The organism is Streptomyces sp. R21 (assembly GCF_041051975.1).
Lineage (GTDB): Bacteria > Actinomycetota > Actinomycetes > Streptomycetales > Streptomycetaceae > Streptomyces.
The window spans coordinates 879,290-899,147 of sequence record NZ_CP163435.1 but is presented as its reverse complement, the minus strand read 5'-3'; the positions used below and the strand labels follow the sequence as shown (position 1 = coordinate 899,147).

At 70.5% G+C, this 19,858-nt stretch carries 21 protein-coding genes; 13 read left to right on the top strand and 8 right to left on the bottom strand.

Annotated elements, in window-relative coordinates; translation table 11 throughout:
• Window positions 1-14: 14 nt before the first annotated feature.
• A complete protein-coding gene (locus AB5J56_RS04265) occupies window positions 15-965 on the bottom strand; it encodes an NADP-dependent oxidoreductase (RefSeq protein WP_369230169.1) in 951 nt (316 codons plus the stop codon).
• 70 nt (window positions 966-1,035) lie between these two features.
• Between AB5J56_RS04265 and AB5J56_RS04260 the strand changes: the two genes are divergently transcribed.
• Window positions 1,036-1,992: a GlxA family transcriptional regulator gene (locus AB5J56_RS04260; protein ID WP_369230167.1), complete on the top strand. Its 957-nt coding sequence runs from the start codon at window positions 1,036-1,038 to the stop codon at window positions 1,990-1,992.
• 62 nt (window positions 1,993-2,054) lie between these two features.
• On the top strand, window positions 2,055-2,927 hold the full coding sequence (locus AB5J56_RS04255; protein WP_369230165.1) for a hypothetical protein: 873 nt from the start codon (window positions 2,055-2,057) through the stop codon (window positions 2,925-2,927).
• 33 nt (window positions 2,928-2,960) lie between these two features.
• On the opposite strand, the gene AB5J56_RS04250 is transcribed toward AB5J56_RS04255, so the two are convergent.
• The 3 genes from AB5J56_RS04250 to AB5J56_RS04240 all read right to left on the bottom strand — a co-directional run bounded on the left by AB5J56_RS04250 (window position 2,961) and on the right by AB5J56_RS04240 (window position 4,388).
• Window positions 2,961-3,350, bottom strand: a complete 390-nt coding sequence (locus AB5J56_RS04250) for a hypothetical protein (RefSeq protein WP_369230163.1) — start codon at window positions 3,348-3,350, stop codon at window positions 2,961-2,963.
• Window positions 3,351-3,444: 94 nt separating this feature from the next.
• Window positions 3,445-4,029 carry a TetR/AcrR family transcriptional regulator gene (locus AB5J56_RS04245; RefSeq protein ID WP_369230161.1) on the bottom strand — a complete coding sequence of 195 codons (585 nt, stop codon included), beginning with the start codon at window positions 4,027-4,029 and terminating at the stop codon, window positions 3,445-3,447.
• Window positions 4,026-4,388, bottom strand: a complete 363-nt coding sequence (locus AB5J56_RS04240) for a DUF1304 domain-containing protein (protein ID WP_369230159.1) — start codon at window positions 4,386-4,388, stop codon at window positions 4,026-4,028. The genes AB5J56_RS04245 and AB5J56_RS04240 overlap by 4 nt, the downstream gene beginning before the upstream one ends.
• Window positions 4,389-4,509: 121 nt before the next feature.
• Between AB5J56_RS04240 and AB5J56_RS04235 the strand changes: the two genes are divergently transcribed.
• From AB5J56_RS04235 to AB5J56_RS04190, 10 genes are all read left to right on the top strand, one after another.
• The gene (locus AB5J56_RS04235; protein ID WP_369230157.1) at window positions 4,510-4,995 is read left to right on the top strand and encodes an N-acetyltransferase family protein; all 486 of its coding nucleotides are present in this window, start codon (window positions 4,510-4,512) and stop codon (window positions 4,993-4,995) included.
• Window positions 4,996-5,067: 72 nt separating this feature from the next.
• Window positions 5,068-5,514: a hypothetical protein gene (locus AB5J56_RS04230; RefSeq protein ID WP_369230155.1), complete on the top strand. Its 447-nt coding sequence runs from the start codon at window positions 5,068-5,070 to the stop codon at window positions 5,512-5,514.
• Entirely contained in the window at window positions 5,417-5,977 is a 561-nt protein-coding gene (locus tag AB5J56_RS04225; protein WP_369230154.1) for a hypothetical protein, read from the top strand. Before AB5J56_RS04230 ends, AB5J56_RS04225 begins: the two co-directional genes overlap by 98 nt.
• Window positions 5,978-6,601: 624 nt before the next feature.
• A complete protein-coding gene (locus AB5J56_RS04220) occupies window positions 6,602-8,329 on the top strand; it encodes an ATP-binding protein (RefSeq protein WP_369230152.1) in 1,728 nt (575 codons plus the stop codon).
• 5 nt (window positions 8,330-8,334) lie between these two features.
• A complete protein-coding gene (locus AB5J56_RS04215; RefSeq protein ID WP_327434039.1) occupies window positions 8,335-8,745 on the top strand; it encodes a roadblock/LC7 domain-containing protein in 411 nt (136 codons plus the stop codon).
• Entirely contained in the window at window positions 8,742-9,113 is a 372-nt protein-coding gene (locus AB5J56_RS04210) for a DUF742 domain-containing protein (RefSeq protein WP_369230150.1), read from the top strand. The genes AB5J56_RS04215 and AB5J56_RS04210 overlap by 4 nt, the downstream gene beginning before the upstream one ends.
• Window positions 9,094-9,699, top strand: coding sequence for an ATP/GTP-binding protein (locus AB5J56_RS04205; protein ID WP_327434041.1), 606 nt, complete (start codon window positions 9,094-9,096; stop codon window positions 9,697-9,699). The genes AB5J56_RS04210 and AB5J56_RS04205 overlap by 20 nt, the downstream gene beginning before the upstream one ends.
• Entirely contained in the window at window positions 9,696-10,943 is a 1,248-nt protein-coding gene (locus AB5J56_RS04200; RefSeq protein ID WP_369230147.1) for a cytochrome P450, read from the top strand. Before AB5J56_RS04205 ends, AB5J56_RS04200 begins: the two co-directional genes overlap by 4 nt.
• Before the next feature lie 761 nt (window positions 10,944-11,704).
• Window positions 11,705-12,109, top strand: coding sequence for a hypothetical protein (locus tag AB5J56_RS04195; RefSeq protein WP_369230145.1), 405 nt, complete (start codon window positions 11,705-11,707; stop codon window positions 12,107-12,109).
• A gap of 237 nt (window positions 12,110-12,346) precedes the next feature.
• Window positions 12,347-13,702 carry a cytochrome P450 gene (locus AB5J56_RS04190; protein ID WP_369230144.1) on the top strand — a complete coding sequence of 452 codons (1,356 nt, stop codon included), beginning with the start codon at window positions 12,347-12,349 and terminating at the stop codon, window positions 13,700-13,702.
• A gap of 309 nt (window positions 13,703-14,011) precedes the next feature.
• Here the strand turns inward: AB5J56_RS04190 and AB5J56_RS04185 are convergent, their stop codons facing one another.
• Entirely contained in the window at window positions 14,012-14,242 is a 231-nt protein-coding gene (locus AB5J56_RS04185) for a transposase (RefSeq protein ID WP_369230142.1), read from the bottom strand.
• 227 nt (window positions 14,243-14,469) lie between these two features.
• The gene (locus AB5J56_RS04180; RefSeq protein ID WP_369230140.1) at window positions 14,470-16,200 is read right to left on the bottom strand and encodes a hypothetical protein; all 1,731 of its coding nucleotides are present in this window, start codon (window positions 16,198-16,200) and stop codon (window positions 14,470-14,472) included.
• A gap of 25 nt (window positions 16,201-16,225) precedes the next feature.
• On the opposite strand from AB5J56_RS04180, the gene AB5J56_RS04175 reads away from it, so the two are divergent.
• Window positions 16,226-16,654 carry a hypothetical protein gene (locus tag AB5J56_RS04175; RefSeq protein WP_369230138.1) on the top strand — a complete coding sequence of 143 codons (429 nt, stop codon included), beginning with the start codon at window positions 16,226-16,228 and terminating at the stop codon, window positions 16,652-16,654.
• Window positions 16,655-16,689: 35 nt separating this feature from the next.
• Here the strand turns inward: AB5J56_RS04175 and AB5J56_RS04170 are convergent, their stop codons facing one another.
• Together AB5J56_RS04170 and AB5J56_RS04165 are read right to left on the bottom strand one after the other, a co-directional pair.
• A complete protein-coding gene (locus tag AB5J56_RS04170; RefSeq protein WP_369230136.1) occupies window positions 16,690-18,324 on the bottom strand; it encodes an amidohydrolase in 1,635 nt (544 codons plus the stop codon).
• An 11-nt stretch (window positions 18,325-18,335) separates the two neighbouring features.
• Window positions 18,336-19,829 carry an APC family permease gene (locus AB5J56_RS04165; protein ID WP_369230134.1) on the bottom strand — a complete coding sequence of 498 codons (1,494 nt, stop codon included), beginning with the start codon at window positions 19,827-19,829 and terminating at the stop codon, window positions 18,336-18,338.
• Window positions 19,830-19,858 lie beyond the last annotated feature (29 nt).

Here is a 19,858-nt window from a genome sequence, read left to right as displayed (position 1 = left end):
CCGGCTGATCCGGCTCAGTCCATCAGCAGGACGAGCTTCCCCGTGGTCCGGCCGGTGTCGCCGAGCGCGTGCGCCTTGGCGGCATCGGCCAGCGGGAAGGTCTCGGCGATCGTCGCGCGCAGCTTCCCCGCCTCGACGAGCTCCGCGATCGCCTTCATGCCGGTGTGGTCGGCCTCGACCAGCATCTCGACCGCCCGCACACCGAGCTTCTCGGCCTCGGCGGACAGCTCCTTCGAGCTTCCGGGCAGGATCGACACCACCAAGCCGTCCTTGCGCAGCACCCGCAGCGAGCGCACGGCGTAGTCGCCGCCCATCGTGTCCAGGACGACATCGACGTCCTTCACGGCCTCGGTGAAGTCGGTCGTCCGGTAGTCGATCAGCTCGTCCGCGCCCAGCTCGCGCAGGAAGTCGTGCTTGCCGGCGCTCGCCGTGCCGATCACGTACGCGCCGCGCGCCTTGGCGATCTGCACGGCCACGTGGCCGACCCCGCCGGCCGCCGCGTGGACCAGCACCCGCTGCCCGGGCTGTACGTCGGCCGTGTCGACCAGCGCCTGCCAGGCGGTCAGTGCCACCAGCGGGAGGGCGCCCGCCTGCGTGTGGTCGACCGAGGAGGGCTTGGCCGCGAAGGAGCGGGCCGGAGCGGTGACGTACTCGGCGTGCGAGCCGACGCCGAAGGGGTAGGGCAGCATGCCGAAGACCTCGTCACCGGGCTGGTGCACGGTGACCCCGATCCCGACGGCCTCCACCACACCGGAGACGTCCCAGCCGAGCACGAAGGGCGGCTGGCCCAGGAAGATGCCCAGCTCCCGGTGCTTCCAGTCGGTCGGGTTCACTCCGGCCGCGCGCACTCGGACCAGTACCTCGCTCGGTCCCGGCGTCGGGCGCTCCACCTCCACTTCCTGCAGGACCTCGGGGCCGCCGAGGACGTTCTGACTGATCGCGTGCATCGTGTTCGCATTGCTCATGAACACCAGCGTGCCGGGATCCGCCCACCAGGAAAATGGCAAGATTGCCAATGTTCGATATGATCGTGCCATGTCTTCTGTGGAACGGGTCGTGGTCCTGGCGCTCGACGGCGTCTACCCCTTCGAGCTCGGCATCCCCGCCCGGATCTTCGGCGCGGCGGACGGCCGCTACGAGGTGGTGACCTGCACCGTCGACGGGAAGCCGGTGCGCAGCAACGCCGACTTCTCGATCATGGTGGAGCACGGCCCCGAGGCGCTGCGCACCGCCGACATCGTGGTGATCGCCCCCGTCAGCCCGGAGCGCGTCACCGGGGAACTCCCCGCGGAGGTCATCGAGGCGCTCGCCCTCATCCGGCCCGGCGCCCGCCTCGTCTCCATCTGCACCGGCGCCTTCGTCCTCGCCGCGGCCGGCCTGCTCGACGGGCACCGGGCGACCACACACTGGCAGGTCGCCGACGCCTTCCGCAGCATGTACCCGCAGGTGCCGCTCGACGCGGACGTGCTGTTCGTCGACGACGGCAAGGTTCTCACCTCGGCCGGTGCCGCCTCCGGAGTCGATGTCTGCCTGCACATCGTCCGTCGCGACCACGGCAGCGAGCTGGCGAACAAGGTGGCCCGGCGCTGCGTGGTGCCGCCCTGGCGGGACGGCGGCCAGGCCCAGTACATCGAGCAGCCCGTCCCCGACCCGTCGGCGTCGAGCACGGCCGCCACCAGGGCGTGGGCGCTCGGGCGGCTCGGCGACCCGCTCGCCCTGGCCGACCTCGCGGGCCACGCCCGGATGAGCCTGCGCACCTTCAACCGCCGCTTCCAGGACGAGGTGGGTATCAGCCCCGGCCGCTGGCTCATCCAGCAGCGGGTCGCCCGCGCCCGCCATCTGCTGGAGGCGAGCGATCTCTCGGTGGACCAGATCGCCGGCGAGGTGGGCTTCGCCACGGGCACCTCGCTGCGCCAGCACCTGCACGCGTCGATCGGCGTCTCACCGCAGGCGTACCGGCGTACCTTCCGGGCGGGGGCCGTCAGCCACTGAACGATCTCGGCCACCCGTGCGTCGGAGGAGGGACACGACGGTCGGCGGACAAGGGGCGGGGCATGCGCAGAGGAATCGCGGCGGCGGTGGTGCTGGTCGGGCTGACGGCGGCGGCGTGCGGTGACGAGACCCGCGAGGACCTGGTGGTCACCGGAACGCCGCCGCCCACGCCGTACGCCGGATCGCTGAACGTGCCGCTGAAGCCTCCCCCCGAGGACGGTGACGAGGACGAGGGCACCGTACGGGCGTTGCAGGCGAGTTCGGGTGCGGCGGGTCGTGCCCTGGAATGCGACGGGGACATCTACGAGGGCGGCGGAGCCGACCGGTGGAGCGAGGGCGACGGCGGCTCCACGCCGGAAGGGGGCCTCCAGGCGTACTTCGACATCGAGCAGGCCGACGTGCCGCGGTCCGGCTACCGGGTGGAGCGCGAGGAGTCCGGCCGCGTCCTGTTCTCCTTCGACGTCGACGGCCGGACCAAGGTCGCCGTCGTCGTTGCCAAGGACCAGCCGCACCGGCCCGGTTGGGGGCCGGAGACCAGCGCCTCCTGCGACCCGGCCGAACTCCCGGCGAGTTTCACCGACTCGAAGGATTACGAGATCTGGACCGACCGGGACGGCCGGCGCGTGGCCACCACCAAGGTGAGCAGCTCCGAGGGGGCGGAGCACTGCGACTGGCAGAGCGCGCACTTCCTGGGCCTCGGACACGGCAGGGACTCCGTGCTGTACGCGCGCGACCCGGAAGGGGTCCTCGGCACGCAACTGCTCACCTCCGCATACGACGCAGACGTGCGCATGCCCGCCGACGCGCACGACACCGGCTACCGCTTCCGCGACTGGCGGCTGTGGGTGACGCCCGACAAGGCGAAGGTCTACGTGCGCACCCCGGACGGTGTGGAGGCCTGGCCGCGGACGAAGGAGGGGACGGGGTGCGCCTGAGGAGTTGTACGCGCTTGGGGATTGTGCCGAGCCTCAGCCGACGTCGTAGGGCGGTGACCGGTGGTTCCGGACGGCGTCGTAGCGGCTGACGATCTGTCGGAGTTCGCGGGCGGTTCGAGGTGACATGGCCCGCAGCACGTTGTCCAGGAGAGCGCGGGCTTCAAGAGGGTCGCCGCAGCACTCGTCGTACGGGTTGCCCCACTCGTACTCGCGCCACAGTTCGCGCTCGGGACGGTGGACGTAGTTCTTCCACAGGCGCACGGCCGCGCCGACCGCTCCGGGCTGCAGGTAGTTGCGGGTGCGCTCGAGGTGGCGGATCTCGGACATCGAGCGTGCGGACAGGCCGTCGATGTCCGGGGTTGCTTGTTGCGTCCGGTGGTGGAAGATGCCGGTCCGTACGCGTCCTGGCCGGCTACGCGGCATGGACCTTTCGGTTCGTCGTCATGCCAGGCATGCTGCCATGATCTTGATCGGGGGCGCGAACGGTTTTGTTTGTGACACGAGTCGGGTCCCGGGCTCACCGGCTCATGTGCAGGGCGACCAGCAACTGCCAGACCTGGTGGGCGATGTCCTCCGGGGCGCCCTCCAGGAGGCCGTGCAGCCAGTCGGCGAGGACTCCCGCGAAGGTGGCGGCGACGGCGGAGGCGATGAGCGGGGCGTCCGCCGCGCCCACCAGTTCGCGCTCCGCCAGGCTGCGGGCCCGCAGGTCCCGGTGCAGGACCCGGCCGAGCGGGCCGCCGCCGCCCGGGCTCAGCAGGGCGCGGTAGAGGGCGGTGTGCGGGGCGAGTTCGGCGAAGAACGCGAGCAGGGCGCGCGGCGCGGACACCGGGTCGGGCCGCCCGCGCCAGGCGTGCAGCGCGTCCACGGCCTCGCGTACGACATCGGCGCAGGCGTCGACCGCCAGGGCCTCCAGGTCGGCATAGTGCACGTAGAACGTGGCGCGGCCGACCCCGGCCCGACGCACCAGCTCGGCGACGCCGACCTCCTCCAACGGGCGCCGGGCGCACTCCTCCAGGAGGGCGCCGCGCAGCTTCGCCCGGGTCCGGGCGGCCCGCGGGTCCTCCGGAGCCGCGGCGCGGGTCCGCGGCGCCTCGGGCGTCACTGCGCGAGGAGGACGGCGGCCAGGGCGAGCGCGCCGGGCAGTGCCTGCGCGAAGAGGATGCGGCGGTTGGCCGTGGCGGCCCCGTACACCCCGGCGACCACGACGCACACCAGGAAGAAGACCTGGACACGGAACCCGGTCGGGTCCGCGGCGATCAGTCCCCAGACCAGGCCCGCCGCGAGAAACCCGTTGTAGAGCCCTTGGTTCGCGGCCATCGGCGCCGTGGCCCGCGCCATCTCCGGGTCGAACCCGTGCAGCCCCCGCCCGGGCTTCTTCTCCCACAGGAACATCTCCATCACCAGGATGTACGCGTGCAGCGCGGCCACCAGCCCCACCAGCACGTTCGCCACGATCTCCATCGTCGACAGGCTCCCTTGTACGCGGTCATACGCCGAATTACGTCATGGACAGGTGTCCACTATAGCTGGACGACTGTCCATGAAGTTGCCATGTCAGTCCTCGGCGATAACCTCGCGCCTCATGACTGATCAACCGCATCTCGAAGTGATCGTCCGTCGCGCCCGCGCCGCGGACCTGCCGGGCCTCGTCGCCTCCAGCGCCGCACTGTTCGCCGAGGACGCCGGGACCCGTGACCCGGGCGTCGACGTCGACTGGCCGCTCCGGCACGGCGCCGAGCGTTTCGCCGCGGGCCTGGACGACCCCGGGCTGCTGCTGCTCGTTGTGGAGCACGGTGGGGAAGTGGTCGGACACCTGTCGGGGACGGTGGCGGACGGTTCGGACAAACGTCCGGTGAAGGTCGCCACGCTGGTCAGCCTGTACGTGCGGCCGGAAAACCGGCGGACGCGGACCGGTGCCCGGCTGGTCGAGGCGTTCGTGGCCTGGGCGAAGGAGCGGGGCGCCGAGGAGGCGGAGGTGTCCGCCTACGCGGAGAACCCCGACGCCATCCGCTTCTACGAGCGTCACGGCTTTGTGGCTCGTTCGCTCACGCTGGGGCTGCCCTTGTGATCTGCGGCGGATTGCCCCACCGGCGACCGGGGTAGCGATGCAGCGATTACCTTGATCGATAAGGGAGTTGATGTGTCGAGCAGTCTCGCGCCGGGTGGCTGGAGCGTGCGCGAGCGCGGGATGTGGGAAGCCTTCCGCCGGGGGGAGTGGTTCGAGGACGAGGGTGGGGTCCGGGCGTCGGCCGTACGGCGGTTGCTGCTGGCTCCGCCGCTCGTCGAGCCCGGGCATCTGGCCCGGCTCAGACTGCGCGGCGTACGCGTGATCGGGCGGCTCGACCTGGCCGAGGCCGTCGTGGCCGGAACGCTGCGACTGCACGGGTGCCGGTTCACCGAGGCGCCCTGCCTCGACGGCGCGTCATTCGGGGGATTGGAGATGCGCGGCTGCACGCTGCCCGGTCTGTCCGCCGTCGGAGTGTCCATCGGTGGGACGTGCGAGATCGCCCTGTGCCGGGTGGACGGCCCCCGACAGCCTCCTGCCCCGGCACTCTGCCGCGGAGCGGCTTCCCCTGCTTACCCGTGACCACGACGGCTTCGCCCCGCAGCCGTACGAGCAACTCGCCGCCTCCTACCGCCGGCACGGCCACGACGCCGACGCCCGCACCGTGCTGCTCGCCAAGCAGCGCCGGCTGCGCAGCACCCTGCCGTGGCCGGGGCGGGTGTGGAGCCGCCTCCAGGACATCACCGTCGGCTACGGCTACCGGCCCATGCGCGCGGTGTGGTGGCTGTGCGCGATCATGCTGAGCGGCAGCCTTCTGTTCACGCTGTGGCCGCCGCAGCCCCTGGATCCGGGCAAGTCGCCCCACTTCCAGCCCGTCATCTACACCTTCGACCTGGTGCTGCCCCTGGTCGACTTCGGCCAGGAGGGGGCGTTCAGCCCGCGCGACGGACTGCAGTGGGCGGCGATGCTGCTGATCTGCCTCGGCTGGCTGCTCGCCACGACGGCGGCGGCGGCGGGGGCGAACCGGATTCTGCGGAGGGCGTGAAAGGTGATGTCAGCCGCGTCTCGAAGTGCTGCGTCGGGATCGTGCAGTCGGTCGCGCATGAACTCGTCTGCGCGGCGCATCCGGTAGCGGACCAGCCGCGGACGTGCCGGGAGCTGTTCGTGGCGCGGTGAGCCCATCGCGGCGATCGAGCCGAGGTGGGCTCACCGCAATGGCGTCCACGCGCCGTATTGCATGAGCCTGCCGATCGTCTCGTCCGCGGCGGGCGGTTCGACGGTGCTGAGATCGATCAACCCACCCGCAACGCTGCTGGAGGTCCGGTTCGCGGGACGCCGTAATCCTGTATCTCCAAGTGGCCTTGACCAGCGATGGTCAAGGCCCGGGCGGGCCAGGGGTGCATGGCCATCAGCCGAGCCGGATCGTGACGAAGCGTTCACCGCTGTCATTGCGGTGCATGATTTTGTCGACTTGAGCACTCTTGGTCGAGCGTGACCGAATGCTCACCGATGCGCTGCGGGGAGTTGATCCTTTCGATCTCAAACCCGATAAGCTCCCCTGCGGCGCTGCGAGTTGACACGAACACGCTCGGTCGCCCAGCGCTGCGTGCTCGACACACGCGGCGTCTGCACACCCCCCCGTTCGATTGTGTTGCTTCGAAGGATGCAGATGGAACTTGCCACTCCGCCCCCGGAGGCACGGGCACCTGTCGCCTGGTACAGCTGGTGGCTGATGCCACTCGCCTTAGGAGCGGGTACCGTCGCCGCCGCGGTCGCGGGGCCCGACCAGGTCCCGATACCCGCGACCTTCGCCGGCGCCGCGGCCACCGCGGCCGGCGCCGTCTGCGTACGGCTCCTCGTCCGCTCCCAGGGCCAATTGCGCCGCAACGCGGGTGACTTCCGCGCCTCGCAGGCCGAGCACTCCCAGCAGTGGCAGCAGCATGTGGCGGGCCTGGAGCGGAAGTTCGCGGCCGAGCGCTCCGCCCTGGAGTCCGGGCTGGCCGAGCAGGCCCAGGCCTACGAGGCGCGGATGGCCGAGGAGGCGCGGGCCTACGAGGTCCGACTCGTGGAGGAGATGCGGGCCCACGAGGCCCGGCTCGCCGAGGAGACGCAGGTCTCCGAGGCGCGGCTCACCGAGCGGACCGAGGCCTGGCAGGACCAGCTCGCCCGTCAGCAGGCGGCGATCGCCCGCCTCGGCGACGAGTTCCTTCCGCATGCCCTCAAGCAACTGCGCGAAGGTGACTCGATCGACGACATCCTGATGTCCGTCGCCGAGGAGAGCGACGCGAGCCCCGAGCTGCGCGCCGACATCCGCAAGGTGCTCAGGACCGCGTTGATCGGTGTCGAGGAGGAGTTCGACCGCTCCACCTCGGCCGAGCAGGCCGTGATCAGCATCGGCAACCGCATCCACGTACTGACCAGCAAGCTGCGCGGCCGTCTGCACGAGATGCAGGGCGAGCACGGCCGGCTGCCCGTCGTGGCCCAGGGACTGATGGAACTGGACCAGGAGATCGGCCCCGCCGACTGTCTCGCCGCCAGCATCGGCGTGCTCGGCGGCTCGGACCGGCCCGGCCGCCAGTGGCAGGAACCGCAGCGGCTGCTCAGCGTGGTCCGCGGCGGCATCGGCCGGATCAAGGACTTCGACCGCGTCCAGGTCCGCCACCTCCCCGAACTCGGCGTCGACGGCGGTCTGGTGGACCACCTCACGCTGATCTTCGCCCACCTTCTGGACAACGCGGTGCGCTACTCGCCGCCCACCGAACCCGTGGTCGTCTCCGGCAAGGAGGTCCCCAACGGCGTCGGCATCGAGATCCAGGACGCGGGCAAGGGCCTCAACGAGGAGAAGAAGCGCGAGGCCGAGCAGTCACTGGACGGCGTCGCGGCCGGCCCCGGGCTCGGTGGCCTCTCGGAGGACGCCAACCTCGGGCTTCGCGTGGTCGGCGCCCTGGCGCGCCGGTACGGCATCCGGGTCACCTTCTCGGACTCGCCCTGGCTCGGCACCTCGGTGGTCGTCGTGGTTCCCCACAAGTACTTCAGCCCGTTGGCCGCCCCCGTCGCGGAACCGGTGGCCCCGGCCGCCGCGGTCGAGACCGCGTCCGCCCGCGAGTCGGTGGAGGCCCCGCCCGCGGCCGGCGCCGACGACGTGGACACCACGCCCGGCGGTCTGCCGCGTCGCAGAAGCAGGCGTACCGACGCGCCGGCCACACCGGTGAGGTCCGTCGAGCGGACCGAGGAGCCCGTGGCCGCCGTGCCGCCGGACACCTCGTTCGCCGGTCTCGCGGCCTTTGCCACCGCCGGACGCGAGAGCGCCCCGCCGCGTGAGCCGGCCGCGGACGCCGTACGCGAGACGACCGCCGGACGCGAGTCCAACGAGCACCGCACTGAAGAGAGCGACTAGTCCACATGACGCAACAGGGAACCGACGTGAGCTGGGCGCTCCGCGATCTGACGGAGAGCATCCAGGAGATCCGCTTCGCCCTCGTGGCCTCCAGCGACGGCAAGGCCATCACCTCCTACGGCGCCGACGACCCCGACGACGTGGACCGCTTCGCCGCCGTGGTCGCGGGCCTGCAGGCGCTGGCCCAGCCCGTCGCCGCGCAGTTCCCGCAGTACGCGGGGCAGTTGCGCCTCGCGATGATCGAGGTGGACGGCGGCCATCTCTTCGTGGTGCGGGCCGGCGTGGAGACGTACCTCGGAGTCCTCGCCAAGGAAGGGCTCGACCAGGGCCTGCTCGGACACCAGATGAGGGACCTGGCGCGAAGGATGGGTGAGCTTCTCGGCACCACTCCGCGCCTGGAGGAGCACTCTGGATGAGTGGTCCCCGCCGGCCCATGGACCCGTCCGGTCTCGAGCGCTACTACGTCCTCACCGGTGGCCGCAGCGGACCGGGCGGTTCGGCGTCGACTCTTGACGTGGCGACCCTCATCGTCTCGCGCGACGCGGCCGTCCCCGGCATGCAGCACGAGCACGAGGAGATCCTCCGGCGCTGCCGCGATCCGCTGTCGGTGGCCGAACTGGGCGCCCACCTCGGATTGCCCTTCAACATTCTCGCGGTGCTCCTGGCCGATCTGCTGGACGCAGGCCGCGTCGAAGCCCGCGATCCCATTCCGGCGTCAGGCGCCGGCAGCGGGCCCGACCTCGCGCTCCTTGAGGAGGTACTCAGTGGACTTCAAAGGCTTTGACCACCCCGACCGGCAGACGGACGGGGGCACCCGCTCGGTGAAGGTGATGATCGCCGGCGGTTTCGGCACCGGAAAGACCACGATGGTGCGCTCCGTCAGCGACATCAAGCCGCTGACCACCGAGGAGACCCTGACCCAGGCCAGCGCGGACGTCGACAACCTGATCGGGGTGGCGGACAAGCAGGAGACCACCGTCAGCCTCGACTTCGGCAAGATCGGCATCAACGACCAGCTGGTGCTGTACCTGTTCGGAACGCCGGGGCAGGAACGGTTCTGGTTCCTGTGGAACGGGCTGTTCAAGGGCGCCCTCGGGGCGGTGGTCCTGGTGGACACCCGGCGGCTGGCCTCCAGCTTCCGGGCCATCGAGGAGATGGAACGGCAGGACGTCCCCTTCGTCATCGCCCTGAACGTCTTCCCCGACTCCAAGGACCACCCGATCGAAGAGATCCGCGACGCCCTGGACATCCCCCCGCACACCCCGATCGTGGCCTGCGACGCCCGCGACCGGACCTCCAGCCGTGACGTCCTCGTCGCCCTGATACGTCACTTGAAGGAACGCTCTGCCGTCGCACTGGAGTCCCGATGAACGCCCAGCCCTTAAACGATCCCGAGGCACCGCGCGGCTGCCCCGTCGCCCACGGTTCGGCCGAGCTCACCCGGCTGTACGGGCCGGAGGCGGCGACCGACCCGCTCGGCATCTACGAGCGGCTGCGCAAGGAGCACGGCTCCGTGGCGCCGGTACTGCTGGAGGGCGACGTCCCGGCCTGGCTGGTGCTGGGTTACCGGGACAGTCGGCGGGTGCTCGACAACCCCCGCCAGTTCGCCCGGGACTCGCGGAACTGGCGGGACTGGCGGGAGGGCCGGATCGCGGAGACCTCTCCGTTGGTTCCGATGCTCGGCTGGCGTCCCGACTGCGTGTCCCTGGACGGCGAGGAGCACCGCAGGCTGCGCGGCGCCGTCAACGACGTACTGCAGGCTGCTGCCGGCCGCGGGGTCCGGCGCCACGCCACGAATTTCGCCAACAAGCAGATCGACACGTTCGCGGACAGCGGCCGCGCCGATCTGGTGGCGGACTACGCCGACCTGCTGCCGATGCTCGTGATGTCCCGCATTCTGGGGCTGGCCGAGGCGGAGGGGCGCCGGCTTGTCGAGTCCTGCGCCCAGGTGCTCAAGGGCGGCGAGGACGCCGTGATGCACGACGGCGTGATCAGGGAGATCTTCGGTGAACTCGCCGAGCGCAGGCGGTCCGAACCGGGCTCCGACCTCGCCACCGGGCTGCTGGAACATCACGCAGACCTCGACCACGACGAAGTCGTCCATCACCTGCGCGTGGTGCTGATCGCCGCGCACGTCACGACCAATCTGCTGGCCCGGGTGCTGCAGCTGGTCCTGACCGACGCCTCCCGGCTCTCCGGGCTGATCAGCGGTGAGCTGAACATCTCGGCTGTGGTGGAGGAGGTCATGTGGAACTCTCCGCCGCTGGCCGTCCTGCCGGGGCGCTTCGCCGCCAGCGATGTCGAACTGGGCGGGCACCGCATCGAGGAGGGCGACCTGCTCGTGCTCGGTCTCGCCCCGGGCAACCTCGACCCCGGGGTCCGGCCCGACCCGGGTGTCTCGGTGCAGGGCAACCAGTCGCACCTGGCGTTCGGCGCGGGCCCGCACGAGTGCCCCGGGCAGAGCATCGGGCAGTCCATGATCGAGGTTGCGGTGGACGTCCTGCTGCACCGGCTGCCGGGCCTGCGGCTGGCTGTGCCGGCGGATGAGCTCACCACGACCGCCTCCACCTGGGATTCCCGGCTGGACAGGCTGCCCGTCGAGTTCCCGGTGTGAACACGCCGCTGCCCGGTCGGAAACCCGACCGGGCAGCGCGCTGTCTCACCCGGCTTTGAGACGTCAGCCGTCGAGCCAGTCGCCCTCGACGTCCGTGGGACGGTATCCGGTGGCGTTCCAGAGGAAATGCGGGTGGGCGCAGCCGAACATGTAGGCGAGCAGCGCGGTGTCTTCCCTCCCGGTCTGAGGGTCCTACAGGGGGTAGAACGTTTCGGATCCGACTACGCCGGCGTCCTGTTGGACCTGACGAGCGCGCTCCGGGGACGGTGCGTCGCACAGGCGCCCAGGCATCAGCCGCCGCACCCTGGAGCGGCACATCGCCGTACTGCGCGAACTCGGTCTCCTCGTCCGGGCCGTCCACGGCACCCGGACCAACACCCGCCCCGCCGGAAGCCGCGAGTGGGCCGGTACCGCCACCATCTACGCCGTAGTCGCCCCCCGCATGGGACGACGCGGTCGGACACCGGATCAGCGGCCGCGGCTACCATGCAAGGCACATCGGATTCACCGAGTACGGACGCGAGTTGGCCATCGCACACGCCCGGCGCGGCGCCCAACCCGTACAGCGTCGTGATGCCCCTTCCTGTAACACCAACCCCCCACGACATTCAGCTGAGGTGGAACGGAAGAAGAACAACACCTGCGCACCCAGGCCCGGCCGCGCGCGGACCTGTCGTTGCCCGCAGGTACCGGAGCCCTACCGGTCGGCCCCCGAACAGGTCGCCCACGCGGTAGCCGTTGCTGCCTTCATCCGCCCCCGGGTGCCCTGGACCCAGGCCGAGGGCCTGCGCCGGCTCGCTTTCGCCGTGCGACCGTGGATCCTCATCGGACGCTCGGCCGCAGATCTCGCCGCCGACCTCTCGGTCTGGCGGGTTCCCCGCCGTCCGGCCTCGCCGGCTGCCCTGATCATGGCCCGCTGGCGCGAGGACGGCGACCAGGCCCCGGCCGTCGGCGCCCCGCCGTGCCGGGAGGCAACGCCGTCCGGAGTCCCGCCCAACCGGGACGTCCTGGATGCCAAGGACGCCCTGCGAACCCGCCTGCAGCACCTGCCATCGACCGTGGAGCCGGTTCCGGACCAGCCAGCGGTCCCGAGCGCGCAGTGCCTCACTGCCTGGCTCCCCGATCTCCCCATCGACCCCCCACACGCGGGCTTCTGTCCCACCTGATCCAAGGGCATACGGGTCATTGCCAGACCGTCAAGATCCCCGCTGCAAGGACGACCTGGCCCAGTCCTCGCAGCCTTCAGCCGCCGTGCGTGAGCAAGGCACGCACTGATGCCCGGTGTCGCAGGTGGCCAACCAGCTTGTCCCACGTGGCGCAGGACACGTTCATGACAGGATTGCACTGGAGAAGGTTCAGGGAAGTCATAGGGGCGTCCATGATTGCCGTGAAGGGAATGACCCGTGACGTCCACTGCGCCTCCCCCCATACCCCGAGCCGCAGGATCGTTTCCGCTCATCGGTCACGCGCTGAAGATGCGCGACAACCTCGGCTTCATCGACTCGCTGCGCGAGACACGGGAACCACTCGTCGAGATCGTCCTGCAACCCGGGACGCGCACGATCGTGGTCCAGGACCCGGCCCTGATCCACCAGATGCTCAGGGGCCTGGGACCCAGCCTCGACAAGGGCCGGCTCTACGACAAGCTGGGCCAGCTGCTGGGCGACAGCGTCGTCACCGCCACCGGCCGCAACCACGTACGCAAACGCCGCCAGCTTCAACCCGCGTTCGCCCACACCGAGATCAGCCGGTACGTGGACCTCATGCGCGCCGAGGCGACGGCCACAGTCGCCGCCTGGGAGCACGGGCAGCTCCTCGACGTACACGAGGCGATGGTCGGCCTCAGTCTCGACATGCTGGCCAAGACGGTGCTCGCCGGCAGCCTCGATGACGCCGTCTTCCGCCAGCTGCGCAGCGACGTGTCGGTGGTGATGAGCGGTGTCGGTCTGCGCATCATGCTGCCCGACTGGGCCGAGCGCCTGCCGCTGCCCTTCAACCGCCGCTTCGACCGCGCCCGGGCCAGGGTGCGCGCCACCATCAACACCGCCGTCGACGAACTGCATGCCTCCGGGCACGACACCGGGGACATGCTCTCCATGCTGCTGCGCGCCATCGACGAGGAGACCGGCGAGCCGCTGACCGGGGATCAGATCTGCTCCGAGATCTTCCTCCTGGCCGTGGCGGGCACCGAGACGACCGCGACCTTGCTGTCCTGGACCCTGTACGAGCTCGCCCGCAACCCCGGCATCGAGGCAAAGGTCCTGGCCGAGCTGGACGAGGTCCTCGGCGAACGGCCGGTCGCCTTCGACGACGTGATCCGGCTGCCGTACCTGAACCGGGTGATCACCGAGACCCTGCGGCTGCATCACCCCGGCTGGCTCGTCACCCGCCGCACCACCGAGGAGACCCGGCTCGGCCAGTGGACGCTGCCCGCGGGCACCGAACTGGCCTACTGCCAGCACGCCCTGCACCGCGACCCCGAGCGTTTCCCCGACCCGCTCACCTTCGACCCGGACCGGTGGACCGACGCCGCTCAGGAGCCTCCGCCGGGCGCGTTCGTGCCCTTCGGGGACGGCAAGCACAAGTGCATGGGGGACCGTTTTTCCCTCACCGAGATGGTCGTGGCGCTCGCGACGACGCTGCGTTCGGTACGGCTGGAACTCGCAGAGGGCCAGGTCATCCGTCAGGTCGCCCGGCTCACCGTACGGCCGCGCGCCCTGCGGATGACCGTCCGCCCCCGAGCCGGGGCCGGCTTCTAGCGCCAGTGCTGTCACTCTGCTGGTGATGTTGACGGGTCTCTCAGGGGCATGCGGCGGCTGCGCACAGTGCGTGAAAGCGTGTGGTGCGGCGGCGAGTGCTGGTGGTGCCGGTCGTCCAGTGGGAGATCCGGGTGACGTTGCAGGCCATCGCGGTGAGGACATGTTGGACGTGAGTTCTCGCGAGCCTCGGTAGCGGGAGCAGTGCGGGCCGTGGGTGCGGACGTTCTGCGAGAGGGTGGCCTCGCTCCCGGCGCGGATCGCGTAGCGGCGCTGCCGGCGCTCGGTGCGCTGGCAGCGCCGGTTGTGCATCTAGATCTCGTGCGGCGCTCGGCGCAGCACGGCGATCGAGCGGGGGCCGTTGGCTGACGCGGTGCACTGGGCGCGGTCTGGGCAGGCTCGGCAGCCTGCTTCGGCGAACCGGGCTTGCAGATAGGTGTGGTCCTTGTTCTTCAGCTTGGTCCAGGACCCGCTGGGGGCCCCGTGCGGGCAGATCGCCTGCTCGTTGTCCCAGTCGATGGTGAAGGCCGCCTTGCCGAGCACGTGGTCGATCCCGGCTACGTCTCACCGGCCCGCATCGAGCGAGCCCACGGCTTCCCAGGCGCGCTCCCTGGCAGTGCACGGTCACCACTGTGCATCCCCTGCTGCCGGCCGTGCGCGGGATGTTGCGTCGCTCCACCCCGGTTGGATGGGCCGCGGCACCGGTCCGAGGTCGGTGGTGGGGACGGCCCCACCACCATCCACCGGGTTTCTGGAACAGGACTGAGTCGTCAGCCGTCGAGCCAGTCGCCCTCGACGTCCGTGGGACGGTATCCGGTGGCGTTCCAGAGGAAATGCGGGTGGGCGCAGCCGAACATGTAGGCGAGCAGCGCGGTGTCTTCCCTCCCGGTCTGCGGGTCGTACAGGGTGTAGAACTGTTCACTTCCGACTGCGCCGGCGTCTTGTTGGACATGGCGAGCGCGCTCCGGGGACGGTGCGGCGCTGGATGCCTCCACGGCGGCGATGTAGGTGCGGCGCAGGATCTCCCATGCGCTGTCGATGTTGCCGTACCAGGGACCGTGCAGCGCTTCGAAGGCATGGAGCTCGGCGTCGAAGAGGGGCCACGTCTCGGGGTGTTCGGCTCGGCAGCGCCCGGACAGCTCGGCGGTCCGGGCGCTCAGCGCCGGCGCGGTGGGCCGCGGGGCGAAGGTGAGGGTGGTGCCGTGGGTGAGGATGCCGGTGCATGCGTTGGGCTGCAGGTCGCACAGCGGGCAGTCCTCGGCCGGGGGGAGGCCCTCGGTGATGCCGTCGAACCACAGGGCGTGGCGGCCCGTCAGCCCCAACCAGACGACGGTGCTGGGCATCAGCCAGGTGTTCCACATGGGGGGATGCGCCTCGGGCATGCAGCCGTACTTGACGCTGGCGATGGCGCAGGCAGCGTAGAGGGCCTTGGTGTGGGTGGGTATGTCGGCGAGCCAGAAGTTGCTGATCTCGCCGGTGAGGGCGTCGGCTCGTACGTCGGTCATGTCGTCGATGACGCGGCACAGCAGCAGGGAGGCGAGGTGTTCTTCCTGCCAGAGTTCGGTGTCGGGTGAGACGTGCCAGAACAGGCAGTCCAGCATCTGCAGGAGCGAGTAGGTGCTCTGGCTGAGCGGGTTGGTCTGCGGGAGCGAGACGTTGCCCGAGTGGTGCTGCTGGAGCCAGTATTCGTCCACGGATCGCTTGTGGGCTGCGAAAAGCCCGCAGACCAGGGCCCTGGCGCTGTTGGTGCTGAAATTCTCGGCCAAACGGCCTTCGATGAGCTGGGTGAGGCGCGCGGTGTCGATGGTGTCGATCACGCGTTTGTACTCGTGGAAGAGGAGGATGTCGTCCTCGAACGAGTCCCGGAGGCCAAGGTCCTGTTCCAGGTCGTTCAGCTGCCGCGCGTAGGTCCACCCACCGGTCAGGACACTGTCGAGTTCCTCGCGGTACGGCCAGGCCTTGACGGTGAGGGGGAGACCGGCGCTTTGTCGCCAGCCGTAGTCGTCCAGCGTGCGTGCGGGGGGCGTGGGCAAACGACGGCACAGCGGGCAGGCGCAGGCGGCTATTCGCTCCTCTTCGTGCGGCGGGGCGAGGGCCCGGCTCCGCCAGGCCCCCTCCAGCATCGTGCAGGTGAGCCGGCAGATCTCGATATCGGTGCTGACCTGGGGGAAGGCTGCTTCGATGACGCGCAGCCCGGCGTCGAGGTGCCTCAGCCTGGCGTATCCCTCCTCGTCGGGCGGGAGGAACGCGGGCTGCGCCAGATGGACGGCTCCCTCCACATGCAGCGTGGTGCCGGCGTGCGGGGATCCGAGTGCGTTCAGCCGCTGCTGAGCGGCGTTCTGGAACCTTCGGTGCTCCTGCGTACTCCCATGAACGCGTTCCACGAAGAGGCGGGCCAGGGCGTTCCCCGCCTCCGTGGGCTGGACCTGGGCGCTTGGCTGCGCCGGGATCAAGCTGTCGGCGGACGCCTTCGAAGCGGCATCTACGACTCGAGATTTCACGCCGGTCTCCCAACAAGCTGTGGTCATGACAATGGAGCGATCGGCCGTGGTTGCTGGCCGGTCGCGTCTTGAAGCCGAGAAAGTGGAGCGGATCGCCTATCTGACCTTCGAGGACGAACCGCCCCGGGCCCGCTCGGTTCTCGAGCGCTGCGAGCCCCTCGTCCACGCCGGATTCATGCTCTCCGGCTCAGCTGTGTTGATCAGGAAGCGCTCGGCCTGTCAGGCGAGGGCCAGGGAGACTCTGGGTGTGCTCCAGATGTCTGCTGACGGGCATGTCGAAGGGGAGGTCGAACGTGACGTCCTGAGGCATGCGCTTCCTTCCGGGAGACGGCGAGACAGAATCCCCCCGCCCTGCGAACGGGTGGCCGACATGGCCACCCGTGCACTCGAACTCGGCTTCTACGGCCGAAAATTGAACCGTGAAGCGCTACGAGGCTTCCCAGAGCGTAAATGATCTACGCGTGACCTCACCGTGATGTCCGTTACTGCCTACGCCTCTTGGGCTGCGTATACTCGCGCGCCCCCCACATACGTCTGCGCGACCCGCGTGTCGCCGATCGCCTCAGCCGCCCCGTCGAACGGATCGCGGTCGAGCACCACGAGATCGGCCAGCGCGCCGACCCGTACCTCGCCCGTGTCGTCGAGGTGGTTCACATACGCCGAGCCCGCCGTGTACGCGACCAACGCCTCGGCCAGTCCGATGCGTTCGGCGGGCAGGAACACCGGCGTGTCGTCGACGTCGGGGGCGACACGGTTGACCGCGACATGGATGCCCTGCAGCGGATCGGGACTGCTCACCGGCCAGTCGCTGCCTGCCGCGAGCCGGGCACCGGAGCGCAGCAGCGCACCGAACGGGTACTGCCACGCGGCCCGTTCCGGCCCCAGGAAAGGGATGGTCAGCTCGTCCATCTGCGGTTCATGGGCCGCCCACAGCGGCTGGATGTTCGCGGTGGCGCCGAGCCGGGCGAAACGCGGCACGTCCGCGGGGTGCACCACCTGCAGATGCGCCAGGTGGGGCCGCGTGTCGCTCGGCCCGTTCGCGGCCCGCGCGGCCTCGACCGCGTCCAGCGCGTCGCGTACGGCACGGTCGCCCAGCGCGTGGAAGTGGCACTGGAAGCCAAGAGCGTCCAACTCGGTGACGTATTTGGGAAGTTGATCGGCGTCGAGGAAGCTGGTGCCCCGGTTGGCGGTGGCGCAGCCGCACCTGTCCAGGTAGGGGTCGAGCAGCGCGGCGGTCCCGGTCTCGGCCACCCCGTCCAGCATCAGCTTCACGCTGCCCGCGCGGAACCGGCCGTGGCTCGACGCGGCCCTCCGCTCCACCAGCTCGGGGATCTGCTCGGGACCGCGCTCACGGTCCCACCACAGCGCGCCGACGACACGCGCGGTGAGTGAGCCGTCCCGGGCAGCCGTCAGATACGCCCCCGACGGGTCCTCCATGCCGAGAAAGTCCCCGACGAGCGCGTCCTGCCAGGCGGTGATGCCGAGCGCGTGGAGCCGGCTCTGCGCATGCAGCAGGGCCGCAAGCCGGTCGGCCGGCGTGGCCGGCGGCGTGAGCCGGCCCACGAGCTGCATCGCCCCCTCCTGCAGTGAGCCGCTCGGCTCACCCGAGGCGTCCCGGTCGATCCGCCCGTCGGCCGGGTCGGGCGTGTCGCGTGTGATGCCGGCGAGCGCGAGGGCCCGGCTGTTGACCCAGGCGCCGTGATGGTCGCGATTGGGCAGATACACCGGCCGGTCGGGTACGACCGCGTCCAGCAGCTCCTTGGTCGGCGTACCGCCCTCGAACGCCTCCATGGACCAGCCGCCACCGGTGATCCACTCCCGCTCGGGATGGGCGTCGGCGTAGGCACGGACGGCGGCGAGGGTCTCCGCGGCGGTCTTCGTGCCGGTCAGGTCGCACTGGGTGAGTTCGAGCCCCGCCGGGAGCGGATGGACGTGCGCGTCCTGGAACCCGGGCAGCAGGAGCCGTCCGGCGAGGTCGACGACCTCGGTCCTCGGCCCCCTGAGCTCCAGGACCTCGGCGCCTCCGACGGCGGTGATCCGTTCGCCGGTGACCGCGACGGCGCTCGCGCGCGGGCCCTCGGGGGTGAGGACGGGGCCGCCGGTGAAGAGGAGGTCTGCGTGCATGTGTCGTGTCCTTAACTGACGGTGGTCAACAACTGCGGGGCATCGGCGTCCGTGCCGTGGCCCGTGCGGAAGTACGGTGACTTGCGTACCCACTTGGCCCACGCGGCGGCCAGGAAGCCGGAGGCGATCATCACGGCGGGGGTGAGCAGCAGGAACCAGCCGTTGTCCGCGCTGACTTCGAGGTGGTCGGCGGAGCGGGCGAAGGACCAGCAGAGGTACCCGCCGAGTCCGAGCAGAGCCGTGGCGCTCAGCGTCGGCAGGACCACCGCCCGCACCCCCTGCCGCCAGTCCTCGCGCAACAGCCCCCGGAAGCGCACGGCCGCCGCGAGCGCGGTGAGCGCGTAGCAGAGGGCCACCACGATCCCGACCGCGTTGACCGTCGCCATGATCATGTCGGCGAGCCGGGGGATCACCAGGGCGAGCGCGGCCACCGCCGCCGCCAGCGCGCCGATCAGCAACGTCCCGGTCGCCGGAGTCCCGTACCGGGCGCTGACCTTGGACCACACGGGCCCGAGCGTTCGGTCCCGGCTCATCGCGAACATGCCGCGTGCCGTGGGGATGACACCTGCCTGGAGCGAGGCGACGGCCGAGAACATCAGGGCCACCAGCGGCAGCGCGGCCAGCGGCTGCGAGGCGAGCCGGTCGCCGAAGAACGCCAGACCCTGAGCGCCGTGTCCGGCCAACTCCCCCTCGGACAGCACCCGTTGGAAGGCGACCGAGCCGAGCAGGAACAGGCCGAGCATCGTGACGAGCGTGATGATCCCGGCGCGAGAGGCGTCCCTCGGGTCGCGCACCTCCTCGTTCACGGTGAACGCCGCCTCGAAGCCCCAGTAACAGAAGACCGACAGCAGCAGCCCCTGGGCGAGCGCCGACGCCGACGGGATCGCGAAGGGGTCGAACCAGCTCAACTCGAAGGGGTGCGGCCCGGCGACGATTCCGTAGCCGCAGAAGCCCAGCAGGACGAGGTACTCGAAGACCAGCAGCCCGCTCTGCAGCCGCGCGGCGGTCTTGACTCCGGTGACCGCGGTGAGCGTCACGGCAACCAGGATCACCATGCCCACGGCCGTCGTCTGGGCGGTGGAGCCGGGGTCCAGCGCGAGCCCCGCCACCCGGTGCAGGTGTGCCTCCCCGGCAAGCTGCAGGACGGCGGATCCGGTGACGGCCGTGGTGTACGCGAGGAACGCCACCGTGGCGACGATGTTCACCCAGCCGACCAGGAAGCCCAGCCAGGGGGTGAGCGAACGCCCCACCCACACGTAGCCGTTGCCGGCGTTCGGCTCGACCCGGTTCAACCGGGAGTAGGCGCCCGCGATCCCGAGGATCGGCAGGAAGGCCAGCAGCATGATCGCGGGCAGGTGCAGCCCCACCACTCCGGCGGTGACGCCGAGCCCGATACCGATGCTGGTGGTGGCCGCCGTGCTGGAGGCGGCGATGGCGACGCCGTCCACGACTCCGAGGGACTTGCGCAGGGACGGGGGATCCACACCGTACGGCTCTTCTGTCATGGCCTGCTCCGATCGCACCCGGGGCCCCG

What these genes read in the sequence shown, in the direction of transcription:
- AB5J56_RS04265 (WP_369230169.1), bottom strand. Translation starts at nt 965, where the DNA reads ATGAGCAATGCGAACACGATGCACGCGATCAGTCAGAACGTCCTCGGC.
- AB5J56_RS04260 (WP_369230167.1), top strand. Translation starts at nt 1,036, where the DNA reads ATGTCTTCTGTGGAACGGGTCGTGGTCCTGGCGCTCGACGGCGTCTAC.
- AB5J56_RS04255 (WP_369230165.1), top strand. Translation starts at nt 2,055, where the DNA reads ATGCGCAGAGGAATCGCGGCGGCGGTGGTGCTGGTCGGGCTGACGGCG.
- AB5J56_RS04250 (WP_369230163.1), bottom strand. Translation starts at nt 3,350, where the DNA reads ATGCCGCGTAGCCGGCCAGGACGCGTACGGACCGGCATCTTCCACCAC.
- AB5J56_RS04240 (WP_369230159.1), bottom strand. Translation starts at nt 4,388, where the DNA reads ATGGAGATCGTGGCGAACGTGCTGGTGGGGCTGGTGGCCGCGCTGCAC.
- AB5J56_RS04235 (WP_369230157.1), top strand. Translation starts at nt 4,510, where the DNA reads ATGACTGATCAACCGCATCTCGAAGTGATCGTCCGTCGCGCCCGCGCC.
- AB5J56_RS04220 (WP_369230152.1), top strand. Translation starts at nt 6,602, where the DNA reads ATGGAACTTGCCACTCCGCCCCCGGAGGCACGGGCACCTGTCGCCTGG.
- AB5J56_RS04215 (WP_327434039.1), top strand. Translation starts at nt 8,335, where the DNA reads ATGACGCAACAGGGAACCGACGTGAGCTGGGCGCTCCGCGATCTGACG.
- AB5J56_RS04210 (WP_369230150.1), top strand. Translation starts at nt 8,742, where the DNA reads ATGAGTGGTCCCCGCCGGCCCATGGACCCGTCCGGTCTCGAGCGCTAC.
- AB5J56_RS04200 (WP_369230147.1), top strand. Translation starts at nt 9,696, where the DNA reads ATGAACGCCCAGCCCTTAAACGATCCCGAGGCACCGCGCGGCTGCCCC.
- AB5J56_RS04175 (WP_369230138.1), top strand. Translation starts at nt 16,226, where the DNA reads ATGACAATGGAGCGATCGGCCGTGGTTGCTGGCCGGTCGCGTCTTGAA.
- AB5J56_RS04170 (WP_369230136.1), bottom strand. Translation starts at nt 18,324, where the DNA reads ATGCACGCAGACCTCCTCTTCACCGGCGGCCCCGTCCTCACCCCCGAG.
- AB5J56_RS04165 (WP_369230134.1), bottom strand. Translation starts at nt 19,829, where the DNA reads ATGACAGAAGAGCCGTACGGTGTGGATCCCCCGTCCCTGCGCAAGTCC.